Annotated in this window: 12 protein-coding genes, 2 tRNA genes and 3 rRNA genes; 9 read left to right on the forward strand and 8 right to left on the reverse strand. The window is 55.7% G+C overall.

Annotated elements, in window-relative coordinates; all coding sequences use genetic code 11:
• Window positions 1-80 precede the first annotated feature (80 nt).
• Entirely contained in the window at window positions 81-875 is a 795-nt protein-coding gene (gene speD, locus ACYZT5_RS27615; protein ID WP_462048248.1) for an adenosylmethionine decarboxylase, read from the forward strand.
• 62 nt (window positions 876-937) lie between these two features.
• On the opposite strand, the gene coq7 is transcribed toward speD, so the two are convergent.
• The 6 genes from coq7 to hemJ all read right to left on the reverse strand — a co-directional run bounded on the left by coq7 (window position 938) and on the right by hemJ (window position 5,510).
• Window positions 938-1,585, reverse strand: a complete 648-nt coding sequence (gene coq7, locus ACYZT5_RS27620) for a 2-polyprenyl-3-methyl-6-methoxy-1,4-benzoquinone monooxygenase (protein ID WP_462048249.1) — start codon at window positions 1,583-1,585, stop codon at window positions 938-940.
• Window positions 1,586-1,756: 171 nt separating this feature from the next.
• Window positions 1,757-2,095: a histidine triad nucleotide-binding protein gene (locus ACYZT5_RS27625; RefSeq protein ID WP_462048250.1), complete on the reverse strand. Its 339-nt coding sequence runs from the start codon at window positions 2,093-2,095 to the stop codon at window positions 1,757-1,759.
• Window positions 2,096-2,175: 80 nt separating this feature from the next.
• The gene (locus tag ACYZT5_RS27630) at window positions 2,176-2,964 is read right to left on the reverse strand and encodes an SDR family NAD(P)-dependent oxidoreductase (protein WP_046052341.1); all 789 of its coding nucleotides are present in this window, start codon (window positions 2,962-2,964) and stop codon (window positions 2,176-2,178) included.
• A 62-nt stretch (window positions 2,965-3,026) separates the two neighbouring features.
• Window positions 3,027-3,992, reverse strand: coding sequence for a DUF805 domain-containing protein (locus tag ACYZT5_RS27635; protein WP_462048251.1), 966 nt, complete (start codon window positions 3,990-3,992; stop codon window positions 3,027-3,029).
• Window positions 3,993-4,078: 86 nt separating this feature from the next.
• A complete protein-coding gene (locus ACYZT5_RS27640; RefSeq protein WP_462048252.1) occupies window positions 4,079-5,047 on the reverse strand; it encodes an NAD(P)H-dependent flavin oxidoreductase in 969 nt (322 codons plus the stop codon).
• A gap of 34 nt (window positions 5,048-5,081) precedes the next feature.
• The gene (hemJ, locus tag ACYZT5_RS27645; RefSeq protein ID WP_462048253.1) at window positions 5,082-5,510 is read right to left on the reverse strand and encodes a protoporphyrinogen oxidase HemJ; all 429 of its coding nucleotides are present in this window, start codon (window positions 5,508-5,510) and stop codon (window positions 5,082-5,084) included.
• A gap of 135 nt (window positions 5,511-5,645) precedes the next feature.
• Here hemJ and argC point away from each other — a divergent pair, with 135 nt between their 5' ends.
• Both argC and erpA read left to right on the forward strand, forming a co-directional pair.
• Window positions 5,646-6,680, forward strand: coding sequence for an N-acetyl-gamma-glutamyl-phosphate reductase (gene argC / locus ACYZT5_RS27650; RefSeq protein WP_046045401.1), 1,035 nt, complete (start codon window positions 5,646-5,648; stop codon window positions 6,678-6,680).
• Between the two features lie 167 nt (window positions 6,681-6,847).
• A complete protein-coding gene (gene erpA, locus ACYZT5_RS27655) occupies window positions 6,848-7,198 on the forward strand; it encodes an iron-sulfur cluster insertion protein ErpA (protein WP_007947969.1) in 351 nt (116 codons plus the stop codon).
• A gap of 80 nt (window positions 7,199-7,278) precedes the next feature.
• On the opposite strand, the gene ACYZT5_RS27660 is transcribed toward erpA, so the two are convergent.
• Together ACYZT5_RS27660 and ACYZT5_RS27665 are read right to left on the reverse strand one after the other, a co-directional pair.
• The gene (locus tag ACYZT5_RS27660) at window positions 7,279-8,370 is read right to left on the reverse strand and encodes an anhydro-N-acetylmuramic acid kinase (protein WP_462048254.1); all 1,092 of its coding nucleotides are present in this window, start codon (window positions 8,368-8,370) and stop codon (window positions 7,279-7,281) included.
• A gap of 3 nt (window positions 8,371-8,373) precedes the next feature.
• Window positions 8,374-9,810, reverse strand: coding sequence for a peptidoglycan DD-metalloendopeptidase family protein (locus ACYZT5_RS27665; RefSeq protein WP_462048255.1), 1,437 nt, complete (start codon window positions 9,808-9,810; stop codon window positions 8,374-8,376).
• 213 nt (window positions 9,811-10,023) lie between these two features.
• On the opposite strand from ACYZT5_RS27665, the gene tyrS reads away from it, so the two are divergent.
• The 6 genes from tyrS (at window position 10,024) to rrf (ending at window position 16,980) form a co-directional block, all read left to right on the forward strand.
• Window positions 10,024-11,223: a tyrosine--tRNA ligase gene (tyrS, locus tag ACYZT5_RS27670; RefSeq protein ID WP_462048256.1), complete on the forward strand. Its 1,200-nt coding sequence runs from the start codon at window positions 10,024-10,026 to the stop codon at window positions 11,221-11,223.
• A 552-nt stretch (window positions 11,224-11,775) separates the two neighbouring features.
• Window positions 11,776-13,314, forward strand: a 16S ribosomal RNA gene (locus ACYZT5_RS27675).
• 82 nt (window positions 13,315-13,396) lie between these two features.
• Window positions 13,397-13,473: transfer RNA gene (locus ACYZT5_RS27680), tRNA-Ile, on the forward strand.
• Window positions 13,474-13,501: 28 nt separating this feature from the next.
• Window positions 13,502-13,577: transfer RNA gene (locus ACYZT5_RS27685), tRNA-Ala, on the forward strand.
• Window positions 13,578-13,812: 235 nt separating this feature from the next.
• Window positions 13,813-16,704 (forward strand): 23S ribosomal RNA (locus ACYZT5_RS27690).
• Between the two features lie 160 nt (window positions 16,705-16,864).
• Window positions 16,865-16,980: ribosomal RNA gene (gene rrf, locus ACYZT5_RS27695) — 5S ribosomal RNA — on the forward strand.
• The 16S, 23S and 5S rRNA genes sit together here with 2 tRNA genes alongside, the layout of an rRNA operon.
• The last annotated feature ends 111 nt before the right edge of the window (window positions 16,981-17,091 follow it).

Raw genomic sequence — 17,091 nt, forward strand, 5'->3', positions numbered from 1 at the left:
GACGGGCCACTACCCTGAAAAAAATGGCGCAGGCATGCTTGATCACGCGGCCGGGCCGCAATACATAGAGAGCTTTAACGGTGAAAAGCAAACTCAAGCTCCATGGGTTCAATAACCTGACAAAGACCTTGAGCTTCAACATTTATGACATCTGCTACGCGCAAACCCCGCAAGACCAACAGGCTTACGTCGAGTACATCAATAAAGAGTACAACGCCAAGCGCCTGACGCAGATCCTCACAGAAGTTGTCGATATCATTGGTGCCAACATCCTGAACATCGCCAGTCAGGACTATGAACCGCAGGGCGCCAGCGTCACGATTCTGATCTCTGAAGAGCCGGTGACCCCGACCGACAGCCAGATCGAAGAGTCCCCGGGCCCGCTGCCTGAAATTATCCTGGCCCACCTCGACAAGAGCCACATCACGGTGCACACCTACCCGGAAATTCATCCGGACGATGGCATCGCGACCTTCCGTGTGGACATTGACGTGTCGACCTGTGGCGTCATTTCACCGCTTAAGGCACTCAACTTCCTGATTCACCAGTTCGATTCGGACATCGTGACCGTGGATTATCGCGTGCGCGGCTTCACCCGTGACGTAGAAGGCAAGAAGCACTTCATCGATCACGAGATCAACTCGATTCAGAACTACCTTTCCGAAGACACCCGCGACGCGTACCAGATGACAGACGTGAACGTGTACCAGGAAAACCTGTTCCACACCAAAATGCTGCTGAAGGACTTCGAACTGGATAACTACCTGTTCGGCGACGCCACCAGCAGCCTGTCCTCTGAGCAGCGTGCTCAGGTGACTGACCGCGTGAAGCATGAAATGCTGGAAATCTTCTACGCGCGCAACATGCCGAGCTGATTCCTGGTAGCAAAAAGAAAGGGCGCTGAAAAGCGCCCTTTTTTGTGCCCGGGATTTGGGGATCAGATCCGATAAGTACTCTTGGTCATGACCTTGGCCATCAGGCTCATGCCGAACTTCACCGGTGCCGGGAAGCGGAAACCCCCAGCCTCCAGCGCGCTTTCGGCGTGGTGTTCTTCATCAATGCGCATCTGCTCGAGGATCGCCCGGGACTTTTCGTCCTCGGCCGGCAGTTGCTCGAGGTGTTCGTTCAGGTGTTTGCAGACCTGATGCTCGGTGGCAGCAACGAAACCCAGGCTGATTTTATCGCTGATCAACCCTGCTACCGCGCCGATCCCGAACGACATGCCGTAGAACAGTGGATTGAGAATGCTGGTGTGGCTGCCTAACTGTTTTATGCGTTGTTCACACCAGACCAGGTGGTCGATTTCTTCTTCGGCGGCATGTTCCATAGCGGCACGCACTTGCGGCAGCTTGGCGGTCAGGGCCTGCCCCTGATACAGCGCCTGGGCACAGACTTCGCCGGTATGGTTGATGCGCATCAGGCCGGCGACGTGCCGGGAGTCTTCGTCGCTCATTTGCGCATCTGGCTGCACGATAGCGGGCGAAGGACGGTACGGCTGGCCACTGAAGGGCAGCAAGGTACGTATCGCGGCATCGGCTTGCAGCAGAAGACGGTCAATCGGCGAGTAGTGACGTTGAGTAGTCATGCTGACCTCCGGGAAGAATCTCGGCGGCCAGTTTAACCCAATCGGCCAGCGAAGGTTTGCGTTGGGTCATTGTGACGCAGGCTTCTTCTGTAGGAGCACAGCTTGCTGGCGATGGCGATTTCAATGACGCCATCGCCAGCAAGCTGTGCTCCTACAAGAGCGGGTAATGAATCAGCCCGGCGGCCAATGCATCTGGCGCTGACCCAGCACGTGCATATGAATGTGATAGACGGTCTGCCCACCCAGTGGATTGCAGTTCATGACCACGCGAAAGCCCTCTTCGCAGCCCAATTCCAGGGCCAGACGCTGGGCGGTGAACAGAATGTGCCCAGCCAGTGTCTTGTCGTCCTCGGTCAGGTCATTAAGCGTGCGCACCGCTTTTTTCGGGATCACCAGAAAATGCACCGGTGCCTGTGGGGCGATGTCGTGGAAGGCCAGTACCTGGTCGTCCTCGTAAATGATCTTCGCCGGGATTTCCCGGCTGATGATCTTGCTGAACAGAGTATCCACAGCTGTTTCTCCGTTGTTTGGGCTGGCCTGAGTTTAACCATGGGTTATGCCCGAGCCCAGCCTTTTACCTTGAGGGTCGATCAGCGCGGGCAGTAAGCCTTGTTGACCATGCCTGCGATTGTCCGGGTCAGCCAGCGTGAGCCGAGCCGCGGCAGGAAGGCGCGCCAGCGGTTGCGTCGACCCGGAATGATGATGGCGCGATTTTTCTCCAGAGCCCGCACGGTATAAAGCGCGACTTCCTCGGGGCTCATCAGCATTTTGCTGTCGACCAGTTTGCCAGCGTCCAATTGTGCGGTGCGGAAAAACGCCGTGCGGGTAGGGCCGGGGCAGAGCACCGACACCTTGACCGCGCATTTTTTCAGTTCCACGCGCAACCCTTCGGAAAAGTGCAGCACATAAGCCTTGCTGGCGTAGTAAGTGCTCATCCAAGGGCCGGGATGGAACGCCGCCACCGAGGCGACATTCAAAATCTGCCCGCCGCCCTGCAGCGCCATACTGTTGCCGATCGCGTGACACAGGCGAGTGAGCGCGAGGATGTTCACTTCGATCAGGTCCTGCTCGGTCATCCAGTCCTGAGCCAGGAAAGGGCCGCAAGTGCCGATGCCGGCGCAGTTGACCAGCAAATCGATCTGTCGGTCACCTTCCTCCAGCTCCAGCAGAAATCCGGACAGCCGTAGCGGCTCGCCAAGGTCACAGGCTCGGAACAACACTTCCACGCCAAAACGTTGAGTCAGTTCAATCGCAATGCTTTCCAGCTGATCACGCTGCCGGGCCACCAGAATCAGGCTGCGGCCGCGCCGGGCCAGCGCTTCGGCCATCGCCAGGCCGATGCCGCTGGAAGCGCCAGTGATCAGAGCGTAACGGGTCATGCATTTCTCCATCGCAACAGCTCCGCGCCGGCGACGCAGGTGTCACGGGCGGGGAGCGCTGTTCATTCTTTCGCAGAGTCTACAGGGGGCTGGGCTTCTTCGGCTGCATCGTCGGCTGAATTTGGCGCCGGCTCTGCTTCCACAGCGGTCTCATCTTCGATCTCTTCGGTGGTCACGGAGTCACTTTCATAGCTGCTCTGGGTGGCGCTTTCGTATTCGCTTTGAATGGCAGTAAGACCACCGGCCAGCCCGCCGATGAACAGGATCGCGATAAACACCAGCCACAGCGAAGACAGTACCTTGACCGCGGTGCTGTTGGGTGGTGGTGGCGCACCGTATTGATTGGCGGTGTTATTACCCGGCGCAATCATCATCACGAACGGAAAGATGCTGCCCACGAACGGCACGAGGGTCAGCAGCCAAAGCCAGCCAGACCAGCCGATATCGTGCAGACGCTGGACACTGAACTGAATGCTGACGAACGCGAGCGCCACGAAGAGAACAAAGGCCAGCAAGCCACCGAGAATCAGGCCGGCGCTCGAGTCCGAACTGATGAGGGCCAAGCCGAAAACAGCAAGCACAGCGCCAACACCAAGGGTCACCAGCGTCAGGGACATCGTCCAGGCCAGGTAACGCACGCGGCCGATGCGACCTTCGAAGCTGAACGGCTTGGGTGTGGAAAATTCAGGCAAGGCTTCGCCGACGGTAGCCCGGGGTGGTGCATAAGGCGATTCGGGGTCTGCTGCGACGGCCGGCGCGTGTTCATGAACGTCAGATAGGTTCAGCTCGATCGAAGGTTCGGATTCGATCCGGGCATCGATACCGGTTTTGGTCAGCGCCTGGAGATAAGTCTGAGCATCGGTCTGTGACAGGTCGCGTTTGAGTGCTACCGGCTTGCCACTGAACAGCCGCTCGATGGCAGCCACATCGCTTTTGAACAACTCGGCGAGGTTGAACTTGGCGGTGGTGACGTCAACACCTGGCAGCAGAGCGCCGTCGAATACGATCTTGAAACGGTTTTCGCTCATTGCGAGGCATCCTTGTCGCGAGTGTTTTAGGGAGTATTGCGCGTGGAGTGTAAGGCCAGCCGGAATGGACTGGCCAAGTTTTACTGTCAGCGTGGCCAGCGTTTGGGCAGCGCTGCCGCCAGCTCCAGTGCTTTGCGGTACTCGGCATCAAGGCGAGCGACCAGTTGATCAACACTCGGCAGGTCATCGATTTCGCCGACTCCCTGGCCTGCGGACCAGACGGTCTTCCAGGCTTTGGCTTCATCGCTGATAGGCTTGAGTTTGGAGCCGAAGTTCACCTCACCCTTGCCTTGCAGCGCTGCCATGTCGAAACCCGCAGCCTCAAGGCTCTGACGCATAAAGCTCGCCGGTACCCCCGACACCGCTGGAGTATGGACGATGTCCGCCGCTCTGGAAGTCAGCAGCATCTCTTTATAGGCGTCAGACGCATGACTTTCGGTGGTGCCGATAAATCGCGTACCGAAGTAGGCCAGATCCGCACCGAGCAATTGTGCAGCGAGAATTTCGTGGCCGTGGTTCAGGCAACCGGCCAGCAGTAGGGTCTTGTCGAAGAATTGGCGTATCTCGGCAATCAGCGAGAACGGGCTCCAGGTCCCGGCGTGCCCACCGGCGCCCGCTGCCACGGCGATCAAGCCGTCGACCCCGGCCTCGGCGGCTTTCTCTGCATGGCGACGAGTCGTCACGTCATGGAATACCAGACCGCCATAGCTGTGCACTGCATCGACCAGTTCTTTTACGGCGCCGAGGCTGGTGATCACGATCGGCACTTTGTGCTCGATACAGATCTCCAGATCCGCTTGCAGCCGCGGGTTGCTGTTGTGGACGATCAGGTTCACCGCATAAGGCGCCGGATTCTCCAGTGTTGCCAACCCTGCTTCGATCTCTTCCAGCCAGGCCTTGAAGCCACTGCTCTCGCGCTGGTTCAGCGCGGGGAAGCTGCCCACCACGCCATTACGGCAGCAGGCGAGCACCAGTTGAGGGTTGGAGATCAGGAACATCGGCGCTGCCACGACAGGCAGGCGCAAACGTTGTTCGAGCAGGGCGGGCAGCGACATTGGAAGTACCCCGGTAAGTTGCGGCTTATTGAATTTAGAACGGTCGAACGACGACCAGAATTACGATAGCCAGCAATATCAGAACCGGCACTTCATTGAACCAGCGATAAAAGACATGGCTGCGGGTGTTTTCGCCACGGGCAAAACGTTTTACCTGTGCTCCGCACATGTGGTGGTAGCCGATCAGGATCACTACAAGCGTCAACTTCGCGTGAATCCAGGCTCCTTGACTAAATATGCTGGGGTTCAAGGCGATCAGTGCAATGCCGAAAATCAGGGTGGCGATCATCGCCGGGCCCATGATGCCGCGGTAGAGTTTGCGCTCCATGATGCAGAAACGCTCTTTGCTGACGGTGTCTTCGCTTTGGGCGTGATAGACGAAGAGGCGTGGCAGGTAAAACAGGGCGGCAAACCAGCAGACCATGCTGACGATGTGAAGCGCTTTGAGCCACAAATAAAGCATTTTTAGTTATTCCCAGGTTCACGGTAGCGAAGATAGTAGAGGGTAGAGCGCCCGCACGTCACCTTGACGGTTGTCGCAGAGCTGCGCGGCCCCTATTATCGACGGCTTTCCAGTGGGTTCGTTGAGGGCAGGTTTATGGTCAAGGTCGGTATCGTCGGCGGCACGGGTTACACCGGTGTCGAACTGCTGCGTCTGTTGGCGCAGCACCCGCAAGCTGAAGTGGCAGTCATCACTTCCCGATCCGAGGCCGGTCTGGCCGTGGCTGATATGTATCCGAACCTGCGCGGTCATTACGATGGCTTGGCGTTCAGCGTTCCGGACATCAAGACGCTGGGCGCTTGTGACGTGGTGTTCTTCGCTACGCCTCACGGTGTTGCCCATGCCCTGGCCGGCGAGTTGCTGGCTGCCGGCACCAAGGTCATCGACCTGTCGGCGGACTTCCGTCTGCAGGACGCCGATGAATGGGCCAAGTGGTACGGTCAACCTCACGGCGCACCGGAACTGCTGGAAGAGGCGGTCTATGGCTTGCCGGAAGTCAATCGCGAGCAGATCAAACAGGCCCGCCTGATCGCTGTGCCGGGTTGCTACCCGACCGCTACGCAATTGGGTTTCCTGCCATTGCTTGAAGCAGGTCTGGCCGATACCACTCGCTTGATCGCTGATTGCAAATCCGGCGTCAGTGGCGCCGGTCGTGGGGCTTCCGTAGGTTCGCTGTACTCCGAGACGTCGGAAAGCATGAAGGCTTACGCCGTCAAAGGGCACCGTCACTTGCCAGAAATTCGCCAGGGTCTGCGTCGCGCAGCGGGCAAGGACGTCGGTCTGACCTTCGTTCCGCACCTGACACCCATGATTCGAGGCATCCACTCGACGCTCTACGCGACCGTCGTGGATCGCTCGGTGGATCTGCAGGCGCTGTTTGAAAAGCGCTATGCCAACGAACCGTTCGTCGATGTCATGCCGGCCGGCAGTCATCCGGAAACCCGAAGCGTGCGCGGTGCCAACGTTTGCCGTATTGCCGTGCATCGTCCACAGGATGGTGATCTGGTGGTGGTGTTGTCGGTGATCGATAACTTGGTCAAAGGCGCGTCGGGTCAGGCGGTGCAGAACCTGAACATTCTGTTCGGTCTGGATGAGCGCTTGGGTCTGTCCCACGCAGGTATGCTGCCGTAAGGTTTATCCCGCTCAGCAAAAAGGCCCGTCTGACGGGCCTTTTTGCATTTCGGGCGGGCAAATGTGTTGATTGATATACCGTAACAATAGTTGACCGATTTTCTAGGAGAAGCGGATAATGCGCGTCATCACGCATTATGGCGGCGTAACGCCGGGAGATAGTTAGCATGAGCGTCGAATCCTTCACCCCCACGGCTTTGCAATTCACCCACGGTGCCGCGCACAAGGTGAAGAGCCTGGTCGATGAAGAGGGGAATGATCGCTTGAAGCTGCGCGTATTCGTTACGGGCGGCGGTTGTTCAGGTTTTCAGTACGGCTTCACCTTCGATGAAGAAGTGGCCGATGACGACACTATTGTCGAACGCGAAGGTGTGAGTCTGGTGGTCGACCCGATGAGTTTCCAATACCTGGCAGGTGCCGAGGTGGATTATCAGGAAGGTCTGGAAGGTTCGCGCTTCGTGATCAAGAATCCGAACGCCAGCACCACGTGTGGCTGCGGCTCTTCGTTCTCGATCTGATCGCAATTCACCGCATCACCAAGCGCCGCATGGCCTCAGGGCTCTGCGGCATTTTGCTGTCCGAGATTCGGCATGGCCAGTCAGGCAGGGTAAATGGCGCCGAGTACGCGCAGGCCACGGGCGCCGGTGACGCTCGGACGATTGGCGGCTATGCCTTCAAGGCAGCAATGGGCCAGCCAGGCGAAGGCCATGGCTTCGACCCAGTCCGGGTCTACACCGTAAGCCGCGGTGCTGCTGACCTTGGCGTTCGGCAGCAAGCTGGCCAAGCGGTTCATCAGTGTGGTGTTGTGCGCGCCGCCGCCGCAGACAAGCAGTTCCTGCGTGTCTGTTTGGGCGCTTTGCAGTGATTCGACGATGGTCAGGGCAGTCAGTTCGAGCAGGGTTGCCTGCACGTCTTCGGTGGCGAAGGTCGGCAACTGTGCCAGGTGCTGTGTCAGCCATGGCAGGTTGAATACTTCGCGGCCGGTGCTTTTCGGGCCTTTGGTCACGAAGAACGGATCACTGAGCAATTCTTTCAAAAGAGTCGGTTCGACCTTGCCGCTGGCAGCCCATTGGCCGTCGCGATCAAAGTTGTCGCCGCGTTGCTGGTGAATCCACGCATCCTGCAGAACATTGCCCGGGCCACAGTCGAAACCGGCTACCGGTTTGCCGGGCTCGATCAGGCTGAGGTTGCTGAAACCGCCAACGTTCAATACCGCACGATTGCCAGGCTGTTCTTCGAACAACGCTTCGTGAAAGGCTGGAACCAGTGGCGCGCCTTGCCCTCCGGCGGCCACATCGCGGCTGCGGAAGTCGCTGACCACGGTGATGCCGGTCAACTCCGTCAGTAGGGCAGGGTTGCCGATTTGCACCGTGAAGCCACGCGCGGGTTCGTGGCGAATGGTCTGGCCGTGGCTGCCGATTGCACGAATGTCTTCGGGTTTCAGGTTTTGTTGATCAAGGAGGGTGTGAATGCCCCGTGCTGCCAGCTTCACCCAGTTCTGCTGGGCAATGGCGGAGCGGGCAATCTCGTCCGGGCCGCTGGCGCACAAGCCAAGCAGCTCGATGCGCAGGGAGTCAGGCATGGGAATGTAATGCGTGGCGATCAGCTTGATCGCCGGGGCTAGCTCGACCAGCGCAATATCCAGGCCATCGAGGCTGGTCCCGGACATCACACCTATATAGAGAGCCATGGCTTAGCGCTTGCTCGAAGCCAGCATGGTGGCTTTCTCTTGATCCATGCGCGCCATCAGCGGCTGACTCTGCGCGAGGAAACGTGCGCGTTCGGCTTTGGCGATCGGATCGGCCATCGGCAGCTTCTGACCCAGTGGGTCGACGTGCACGCCATTGACCTGGAACTCGTAGTGCAAGTGCGGCCCTGTGGAGAGCCCGGTGGTGCCAATGTAGCCAATCACCTGGCCCTGCTTGACGGTGCCGCCGGTTTGCACGCCTTTGGCAAAGCCCTGCATGTGGCCGTACAGCGTGCGGTAGGTATTGCCGTGCTGGATGATCACGGTGTTGCCGTAGCCACCGCGGCGTCCGGCCAACAACACTTTGCCGTCACCGGCTGCCTTGATTGGGGTGCCACGCGGCGCTGCATAGTCGACGCCTTTGTGGGCGCGGATCTTGTTCAGGATTGGGTGCTTGCGGCCCATGGAGAATTTCGAACTGATGCGGGCGAAGTCCACCGGGGTACGGATAAACGCCTTGCGCATGCTGTTGCCGTCAGCGGTGTAGTAGCTGCTGTTGCCTTGTTTATTGGTGTAACGCACGGCGGTGTAGGTCTTGCCGCGGTTGGTGAAACGCGCGGAAAGGATCGGGCCATTGCCGACAGCCTTGCCGTTGACGACTTTCTGTTCGTAGATGACATCGAACTCGTCACCCTGGCGAATATCCTGGGCGAAGTCGACGTCATAGCCAAACACGCTGGCCATGTCCATGGTCAGGCTGTGGGACAGGCCGGCACGTGCTGCGGACTGCGACAGCGAGCTGTTGATCACGCCATGAACGTAGGCGGAGCGCACGGTAGGCTTGGCGGTAATGCGGTTGAATGCATAACCCTTGTCATTCTTGGTCAGGGTGATGCTTTCGACGTCGCTGACCTTGCTGTGCAAGTTGGTCAGCTGGCCATCGGGGCTCAGTTCGAATTCAAGTTTCTGGCCATGTTTGAGTTGGCTGAACTGCTTGGCCTGTTTGTCGCTGGCCAGCACTTCATGCACCGAAGTTGCTGGAAGGCCGACTTTCTCGAACAGTGTGGAGAGCGTATCGCCTTTAGAAACGATCACTTCCCTATGGTTTGGAGATTTTTTTTCTTCGATCACAGGGGCGGGCGTGGGTGCGGGCGCCGGTGCGGCCTGAGCGGTTTCCTGGGGCTCTTCGGTGCTGTTTTCGATCTGCGCGAAAGGGGAAGCTGCTGGCTCATTTGTGGCCTGGACCGCTTCGGCAGCGTCTTGATCTTGTGTCAGTTGTTCAGCAGGACTTTCCAGTTCAAGACTCAGGGTCGTCTTTTTGGCTTCAACATCACTGGAAGGGAATACCAGAAGCGCCAGGCTTAGAAGGGCGGCGATGCCACTTGCTGCGAGCAGGTGGGTCTTCGGGTAAAGCGGCGGCGCTTTAGACGATTCTTTGGTCATAGGTAATTTTTGACTTTGAAAAAAGATGAATTGGAAAAGATGAATGACATGATGAAGATGAAATAACTGTATAAAATATAACCAAATCATCTCTGAAGCAAGTCCGCGAACCCTCCGTTTGTGGATTGGCGTCCGTGCGCCGGGCAGAACTTGTAATTGACGCGCGATCTTGTATGGTTGGTTCCCTTTGAATTCGAGCCTTGCGGGTCTGTTATGAAGTCGGTTGAAGAGCAGCTAGCGCTGATCAAACGTGGTGCGGAAGAACTGTTGGTCGAGTCCGAGCTGATCGAAAAGCTCAAGCGTGGCCAGCCGCTACGTATTAAGGCAGGCTTCGATCCGACCGCGCCGGATTTGCACCTGGGTCATACCGTGCTTATTAATAAGCTGCGTCAGTTCCAGGAGCTGGGTCACCAGGTCATCTTCCTTATAGGTGACTTCACCGGGATGATCGGTGATCCGAGCGGCAAGAGTGCAACACGTCCTCCGCTTACCCGTGAGCAGGTTCTCGAGAATGCCGAGACCTACAAGACTCAGGTCTTCAAGATTCTTGATCCGGCGAAAACTGAAGTAGCGTTCAACTCCACCTGGATGGATCAGATGGGGCCGGCTGACTTCATTCGCCTGACCTCCCAGTACACTGTGGCTCGCATGCTCGAGCGTGACGACTTCGACAAGCGCTACACCACCAATCAGCCAATCGCCATTCACGAGTTCCTCTATCCGCTGGTTCAGGGTTATGACTCGGTCGCTTTGCGTGCGGATGTCGAGCTGGGCGGTACCGATCAGAAGTTCAACCTGTTGATGGGGCGTGAGCTGCAGCGTGGATATGGTCAAGAGGCTCAGTGCATTCTGACCATGCCGTTGCTTGAAGGTCTGGATGGTGTGAAGAAGATGTCCAAGTCCTTGGGCAACTACGTGGGTATTCAGGAAGCGCCGGGTGTGATGTACAGCAAGCTGGTTTCCATCCCGGATGCGCTGATGTGGCGCTACTTCGAATTGCTCAGCTTCCGCTCCATGGATGAGATCAATGCGTTCCGTTCCGATGTCGAGGCGGGTGCCAATCCGCGTGATATCAAGATCAAGCTGGCCGAAGAGATCGTTGCGCGTTTTCATGGTGAAGAGGCTGCGGCCAATGCTCACCGTGCGGCGGGCAACCGTATGAAGGAAGGCGAGCTGCCGGACGATCTACCAGAGATCGAATTGACTGCGACCGAAGATATGCCAATCGCGGCTGTCCTTAATAAGGCTGGTCTGGTGAAGAACTCGGCTGTCGCGCGCGACCTTCTGGGTTCCGGGGGTGTGCGTATTGATGGCGAGGTTGTCGATCGCACCTTTATATACGCACTGGGCGCGACCCATGTTTGCCAGGCCGGCAAGAAGGCATTTGCGCGTATTACGCTCAAGTCCGAATAAAGCTGAAATAAGGGGTTGACGGAAGATTCTGGAAGTCTATAATTCGCCCCACTTCCGGCGCAGTCGAAACGAAAAACTCCTTTGCAAACAATGAGTTACGCAGTTTTCGACAGCGGTTACGCTTCAGTTCATCGAAGCCAGAAGGAGTCGGTCAGGCAGTGTGTTTTCGCCTAATTGACGATTCGATCTTCTCGGTCGAAAGCGGTGTAAAAGAGGTGTTGACAGCAGCGAGTAACGCTGTAGAATTCGCCTCCCGCTAACGAGAGATCGAAAGCGCAAGTGGTTGAAGTTACAAAGGAAACTTTGAAAACTTCTGAAAATAACCGCTTGACAGCAACAGAGGCTGCTGTAGAATGCGCGCCTCGGTTGAGACGAAAGCTCTTAACCAACCGCTCTTTAACAACTGAATCAAGCAATTCGTGTGGGTGCTTGTGGGGTCAGACTGATAGTCAACAAGATTATCAGCATCACAAGTTACTCCGCGAGAAATCAAAGATGTAACCAACGATTGCTGAGCCAAGTTTAGGGTTTCTTAAAAACCCAAAGATGTTTGAACTGAAGAGTTTGATCATGGCTCAGATTGAACGCTGGCGGCAGGCCTAACACATGCAAGTCGAGCGGCAGCACGGGTACTTGTACCTGGTGGCGAGCGGCGGACGGGTGAGTAATGCCTAGGAATCTGCCTGGTAGTGGGGGATAACGCTCGGAAACGGACGCTAATACCGCATACGTCCTACGGGAGAAAGCAGGGGACCTTCGGGCCTTGCGCTATCAGATGAGCCTAGGTCGGATTAGCTAGTTGGTGAGGTAATGGCTCACCAAGGCGACGATCCGTAACTGGTCTGAGAGGATGATCAGTCACACTGGAACTGAGACACGGTCCAGACTCCTACGGGAGGCAGCAGTGGGGAATATTGGACAATGGGCGAAAGCCTGATCCAGCCATGCCGCGTGTGTGAAGAAGGTCTTCGGATTGTAAAGCACTTTAAGTTGGGAGGAAGGGCATTTACCTAATACGTAAGTGTTTTGACGTTACCGACAGAATAAGCACCGGCTAACTCTGTGCCAGCAGCCGCGGTAATACAGAGGGTGCAAGCGTTAATCGGAATTACTGGGCGTAAAGCGCGCGTAGGTGGTTCGTTAAGTTGGATGTGAAATCCCCGGGCTCAACCTGGGAACTGCATTCAAAACTGTCGAGCTAGAGTATGGTAGAGGGTGGTGGAATTTCCTGTGTAGCGGTGAAATGCGTAGATATAGGAAGGAACACCAGTGGCGAAGGCGACCACCTGGACTGATACTGACACTGAGGTGCGAAAGCGTGGGGAGCAAACAGGATTAGATACCCTGGTAGTCCACGCCGTAAACGATGTCAACTAGCCGTTGGGAGCCTTGAGCTCTTAGTGGCGCAGCTAACGCATTAAGTTGACCGCCTGGGGAGTACGGCCGCAAGGTTAAAACTCAAATGAATTGACGGGGGCCCGCACAAGCGGTGGAGCATGTGGTTTAATTCGAAGCAACGCGAAGAACCTTACCAGGCCTTGACATCCAATGAACTTTCCAGAGATGGATCGGTGCCTTCGGGAACATTGAGACAGGTGCTGCATGGCTGTCGTCAGCTCGTGTCGTGAGATGTTGGGTTAAGTCCCGTAACGAGCGCAACCCTTGTCCTTAGTTACCAGCACGTCATGGTGGGCACTCTAAGGAGACTGCCGGTGACAAACCGGAGGAAGGTGGGGATGACGTCAAGTCATCATGGCCCTTACGGCCTGGGCTACACACGTGCTACAATGGTCGGTACAGAGGGTTGCCAAGCCGCGAGGTGGAGCTAATCCCAGAAAACCGATCGTAGTCCGGATCGCAGTCTGCAACTCGACTGCGTGAAGTCGGAATCGCTAGTAATCGCGAATCAGAATGTCGCGGTGAATACGTTCCCGGGCCTTGTACACACCGCCCGTCACACCATGGGAGTGGGTTGCACCAGAAGTAGCTAGTCTAACCTTCGGGGGGACGGTTACCACGGTGTGATTCATGACTGGGGTGAAGTCGTAACAAGGTAGCCGTAGGGGAACCTGCGGCTGGATCACCTCCTTAATCGACGACATCAGCTGCTCCATAAGTTCCCACACGAATTGCTTGATTCATTGAAGAAGACGATAAGAAGCAGCCCGAAATTGGGTCTGTAGCTCAGTTGGTTAGAGCGCACCCCTGATAAGGGTGAGGTCGGCAGTTCGAATCTGCCCAGACCCACCAATTTTTGTGTGGGAACCTGTAGCAATACGGGGCCATAGCTCAGCTGGGAGAGCGCCTGCCTTGCACGCAGGAGGTCAACGGTTCGATCCCGTTTGGCTCCACCACTACTGCTTCTGTTGTTGAAAGCTTAGAAATGAGCATTCCATCGTGATGATGGTGAATGTTGATTTCTAGTCTTTGGCTAGATCGTTCTTTAAAAATTTGGGTATGTGATAGAAAGATAGACTGAACGTTACTTTCACTGGTAACGGATCAGGCTAAGGTAAAATTTGTGAGTTAAATTGCGAATTTTCGGCGAATGTCGTCTTCACAGTATAACCAGATTGCTTGGGGTTATATGGTCAAGTGAAGAAGCGCATACGGTGGATGCCTTGGCAGTCAGAGGCGATGAAAGACGTGGTAGCCTGCGAAAAGCTTCGGGGAGTCGGCAAACAGACTGTGATCCGGAGATGTCTGAATGGGGGAACCCAGCCATCATAAGATGGTTATCTTAAGCTGAATACATAGGCTTAAGAGGCGAACCAGGGGAACTGAAACATCTAAGTACCCTGAGGAAAAGAAATCAACCGAGATTCCCTTAGTAGTGGCGAGCGAACGGGGACTAGCCCTTAAGTGGCTTTGAGATTAGCGGAACGCTCTGGAAAGTGCGGCCATAGTGGGTGATAGCCCTGTACGCGAAAATCTCTTGGCCATGAAATCGAGTAGGACGGAGCACGAGAAACTTTGTCTGAATATGGGGGGACCATCCTCCAAGGCTAAATACTACTGACTGACCGATAGTGAACTAGTACCGTGAGGGAAAGGCGAAAAGAACCCCGGAGAGGGGAGTGAAATAGATCCTGAAACCGTATGCGTACAAGCAGTGGGAGCCCACTTTGTTGGGTGACTGCGTACCTTTTGTATAATGGGTCAGCGACTTATTTTCAGTGGCGAGCTTAACCGAATAGGGGAGGCGTAGCGAAAGCGAGTCTTAATAGGGCGTCTAGTCGCTGGGAATAGACCCGAAACCGGGCGATCTATCCATGGGCAGGTTGAAGGTTGGGTAACACTAACTGGAGGACCGAACCGACTACCGTTGAAAAGTTAGCGGATGACCTGTGGATCGGAGTGAAAGGCTAATCAAGCTCGGAGATAGCTGGTTCTCCTCGAAAGCTATTTAGGTAGCGCCTCATGTATCACTGTAGGGGGTAGAGCACTGTTTCGGCTAGGGGGTCATCCCGACTTACCAAACCGATGCAAACTCCGAATACCTACAAGTGCCGAGCATGGGAGACACACGGCGGGTGCTAACGTCCGTCGTGAAAAGGGAAACAACCCAGACCGTCAGCTAAGGTCCCAAAGTTATGGTTAAGTGGGAAACGATGTGGGAAGGCTTAGACAGCTAGGAGGTTGGCTTAGAAGCAGCCACCCTTTAAAGAAAGCGTAATAGCTCACTAGTCGAGTCGGCCTGCGCGGAAGATGTAACGGGGCTCAAACCATACACCGAAGCTACGGGTATCACTTAGGTGATGCGGTAGAGGAGCGTTCTGTAAGCCTGTGAAGGTGAGTTGAGAAGCTTGCTGGAGGTATCAGAAGTGCGAATGCTGACATGAGTAACGACAATGGGTGTGAAAAACACCCACGCCGAAAGACCAAGGTTTCCTGCGCAACGTTAATCGACGCAGGGTTAGTCGGTCCCTAAGGCGAGGCTGAAAAGCGTAGTCGATGGAAAACAGGTTAATATTCCTGTACTTCTGGTTATTGCGATGGAGGGACGGAGAAGGCTAGGCCAGCTTGGCGTTGGTTGTCCAAGTTTAAGGTGGTAGGCTGGAATCTTAGGTAAATCCGGGATTCTAAGGCCGAGAGCTGATGACGAGTTACCCTTTGGGTGACGAAGTGGTTGATGCCATGCTTCCAAGAAAAGCTTCTAAGCTTCAGGTAACCAGGAACCGTACCCCAAACCGACACAGGTGGTTGGGTAGAGAATACCAAGGCGCTTGAGAGAACTCGGGTGAAGGAACTAGGCAAAATGGCACCGTAACTTCGGGAGAAGGTGCGCCGGTGAGGGTGAAGCATTTACTGCGTAAGCCCATGCCGGTCGAAGATACCAGGCCGCTGCGACTGTTTATTAAAAACACAGCACTCTGCAAACACGAAAGTGGACGTATAGGGTGTGACGCCTGCCCGGTGCCGGAAGGTTAATTGATGGGGTTAGCTAACGCGAAGCTCTTGATCGAAGCCCCGGTAAACGGCGGCCGTAACTATAACGGTCCTAAGGTAGCGAAATTCCTTGTCGGGTAAGTTCCGACCTGCACGAATGGCGTAACGATGGCGGCGCTGTCTCCACCCGAGACTCAGTGAAATTGAAATCGCTGTGAAGATGCAGTGTATCCGCGGCTAGACGGAAAGACCCCGTGAACCTTTACTATAGCTTTGCACTGGACTTTGAATTTGCTTGTGTAGGATAGGTGGGAGGCTTTGAAGCGTGGACGCCAGTTCGCGTGGAGCCAACCTTGAAATACCACCCTGGCAACTTTGAGGTTCTAACTCAGGTCCGTTATCCGGATCGAGGACAGTGTATGGTGGGTAGTTTGACTGGGGCGGTCTCCTCCTAAAGAGTAACGGAGGAGTACGAAGGTGCGCTCAGACCGGTCGGAAATCGGTCGTAGAGTATAAAGGCAAAAGCGCGCTTGACTGCGAGACAGACACGTCGAGCAGGTACGAAAGTAGGTCTTAGTGATCCGGTGGTTCTGTATGGAAGGGCCATCGCTCAACGGATAAAAGGTACTCCGGGGATAACAGGCTGATACCGCCCAAGAGTTCATATCGACGGCGGTGTTTGGCACCTCGATGTCGGCTCATCACATCCTGGGGCTGAAGCCGGTCCCAAGGGTATGGCTGTTCGCCATTTAAAGTGGTACGCGAGCTGGGTTTAGAACGTCGTGAGACAGTTCGGTCCCTATCTGCCGTGGACGTTTGAGATTTGAGAGGGGCTGCTCCTAGTACGAGAGGACCGGAGTGGACGAACCTCTGGTGTTCCGGTTGTCACGCCAGTGGCATTGCCGGGTAGCTATGTTCGGAATAGATAACCGCTGAAAGCATCTAAGCGGGAAACTAGCCTCAAGATGAGATCTCACTGGGACCTTGAGTCCCCTGAAGGGCCGTCGAAGACTACGACGTTGATAGGTTGGGTGTGTAAGCGCTGTGAGGCGTTGAGCTAACCAATACTAATTGCCCGTGAGGCTTGACCATATAACACCCAAGCAATTTGTTGACTCGAAAGAGCACCAGATTGCGGTGTGTGAAGACGCAATGAACCGAAAGTTCGCAGCAACACCAACACACAAATCTATTGCATACCCATTCGCTGGAACGTGAACCTGCAAAGGCCCACGACCTGGCTACCGAATTTCTTGACGACCATAGAGCATTGGAACCACCTGATCCCATCCCGAACTCAGCAGTGAAACGATGCATCGCCGATGGTAGTGTGGGGTTTCCCCATGTGAGAGTAGGTCATCGTCAAGATTAAATTCCGAAACCCCTATCTGCGTATGCAGGTAGGGGTTTTGTTTTGTCCGCAGGAAAGCTGACCTGTCGAGTTTCTATGCAATGGCGCGGGGCATGGCTATCATGCGG

Source organism: Pseudomonas sp. LB3P14, from assembly GCF_054898045.1.

What these genes read in the sequence shown, in the direction of transcription:
- coq7 (WP_462048249.1), bottom strand. Translation starts at nt 1,585, where the DNA reads ATGACTACTCAACGTCACTACTCGCCGATTGACCGTCTTCTGCTGCAA.
- ACYZT5_RS27630 (WP_046052341.1), bottom strand. Translation starts at nt 2,964, where the DNA reads ATGACCCGTTACGCTCTGATCACTGGCGCTTCCAGCGGCATCGGCCTG.
- ACYZT5_RS27635 (WP_462048251.1), bottom strand. Translation starts at nt 3,992, where the DNA reads ATGAGCGAAAACCGTTTCAAGATCGTATTCGACGGCGCTCTGCTGCCA.
- ACYZT5_RS27640 (WP_462048252.1), bottom strand. Translation starts at nt 5,047, where the DNA reads ATGTCGCTGCCCGCCCTGCTCGAACAACGTTTGCGCCTGCCTGTCGTG.
- hemJ (WP_462048253.1), bottom strand. Translation starts at nt 5,510, where the DNA reads ATGCTTTATTTGTGGCTCAAAGCGCTTCACATCGTCAGCATGGTCTGC.
- argC (WP_046045401.1), top strand. Translation starts at nt 5,646, where the DNA reads ATGGTCAAGGTCGGTATCGTCGGCGGCACGGGTTACACCGGTGTCGAA.
- erpA (WP_007947969.1), top strand. Translation starts at nt 6,848, where the DNA reads ATGAGCGTCGAATCCTTCACCCCCACGGCTTTGCAATTCACCCACGGT.
- ACYZT5_RS27660 (WP_462048254.1), bottom strand. Translation starts at nt 8,370, where the DNA reads ATGGCTCTCTATATAGGTGTGATGTCCGGGACCAGCCTCGATGGCCTG.
- ACYZT5_RS27665 (WP_462048255.1), bottom strand. Translation starts at nt 9,810, where the DNA reads ATGACCAAAGAATCGTCTAAAGCGCCGCCGCTTTACCCGAAGACCCAC.
- tyrS (WP_462048256.1), top strand. Translation starts at nt 10,024, where the DNA reads ATGAAGTCGGTTGAAGAGCAGCTAGCGCTGATCAAACGTGGTGCGGAA.